At 79.0% G+C, this 1,825-nt stretch carries 1 protein-coding gene; it reads right to left on the reverse strand.

Going from position 1 to position 1,825, the window contains the following annotated elements:
* On the reverse strand, positions 1-1,825 hold a 1,825-nt coding region (locus ACTUAL_RS17375), incomplete at both ends, for an acyltransferase domain-containing protein (RefSeq protein WP_440901006.1).

The following is a 1,825-nucleotide window of genomic DNA, read 5'->3' on the forward strand; positions in this document are numbered from 1 at the left end:
CACGCCCTGCGCGCGGATGGCGACCTGGTCCTCACCTCCGTCGTCGACGCCGGGTCCGGCGAGGACGGCGGCGAGCCTGCGGCGCTGGCGCGGGTCGGCGGGGTCGGCGAGGTCGACCAGCCCGCCCCAGCGGCCGGGGTGCTCCAGCGCGACGACGCGGCCCAGTCCCCAGGTGGCGGCCTGGGCGGGGTCCGGCGGGCCGTCGTGCGGGGAGATCGCGACGGCCCCGGTGGTGGCGCACCACAGCGGCGCGGTGGCGCCCGCGTCGCCGAGCGCCTGGACCAGGGTGAGCACGTCGGCGCCCGGCGTGGCAAGGACGCCCGCGACGGCGGTGTGCGGGCGGAGCAGGTCGGCGAGGGCGGCGCGGTCGGCGGCGCCGGGGTCGAGCGCGGCGCCGGGCAGCAGGTCGGCCAGCAGGTCGGGGTGCGGTCCGACGACGAGCCAGTCGCCGCGCGGGGCGGACTCGGGCGGTTCGGGCAGGGTGCGCCAGGTGATCCGGTAGCGCCAGGAGTCCAGCAGGGCCCGCTCGCTCCTGCGCTCGTGCCAGGCGGTCAGCGCGGGCAGGACGGCGCGCAGCGCGGCGCGCTGGTCGGGCTCGGTGAGCTCCAGCTCGGCGCACAGGCCGTCGGCGTCGCGCGCCGCCGCCCACAGCGGGTCGTCGCCGCCCGCCTGCCGGGCGTCGGGTTCGGCCTCCTGGAGCCAGTGGCGGGCGCGCTGGAACGGGTAGGTGGGCAGGTCGGCGCGCCGGGCGTCCAGGCCCTCGAAGACGGGGGCCCAGTCGACGGGCACGCCGCGCACGTGCAGCGCGGCGGCGGAGCGCAGGAACCGGTCGAGGCCGCCGTCGTCGCGGCGCAGCGTGCCGGTGACCACGGCGGTCCGCTCGCCCAGGACGTCCTGGATCGCGGCGGTGAGCACCGGGTGCGCCCCGACCTCCACGAACGCCGCGCAGTCCGCCCCGGCGAGCTCGGTGACCGCGTCGGCGAAGCGGACCGGCTCGCGCAGGTTGGCGAACCAGTAGTCGGCGTCCAACTCGGCGCCGTCCAGCCACTTCCCCGTGACGGTGGACAGCATCGGGATCGCGGCCGGTCGGGGCGTGACCCGCGCGAGGTCGGCCAGCAGCCGCCCGCGCAGCACGTCGACGGCGGGCGAGTGCGAGGCGTAGTCCACCGGCAGCCTGCGCGCGCCCTCCACCCGCGCCACGAGCGGGTCGACGTCCCCGGAGACGACCACCGAGCCGGGGCCGTTGACCGCCGCCACGGACACGCCGGTGCCGGTGATCAGCCGCTCGACCTCCGCGCGCGGCAGCGGGATCGAGGCCATGCCGCCGCCGCCCGCCCCGGCGGCGATGGCCCGGCTGCGCAGCACGACCACGCGGGCCGCGTCGGCCAGTGAGAGCGCTCCCGCGACGCAGGCGGCGGCGATCTCGCCCTGCGAGTGGCCGACCACCGCGTCGGGCTCGACGCCGACCGAGCGCCACAGCCGGGCCAGCGCGACCATGACGACGAACGCGACCGGCTGGACGACGTCCACCCGGCTCAGGTCGCCGCCGCGCAGCACGTCGACCACGCGGAAGTCCACCAGGGGGTCGACGGCCGCCGCGCACTCGTCCACCCGCTCGGCGAACACCGGGGACTCGTCGAGCAGCCGGGCGCCCATGCCCACCCACTGGCCGCCCTGGCCGGGGAACACGAGCACCGTGCGGCCGGTGACGTCCGCGCGCCCGGTGACCAGGGCGGGCGAGGGCTCGTCGGCGGCCAGCGCCTCCAGCGCGGCGAGCGCGCCCGCCCGGTCGGCGGCGACCACGACGGCGCGCTCGCCGAGGTCG

Source organism: Actinosynnema sp., from assembly GCF_052038725.1.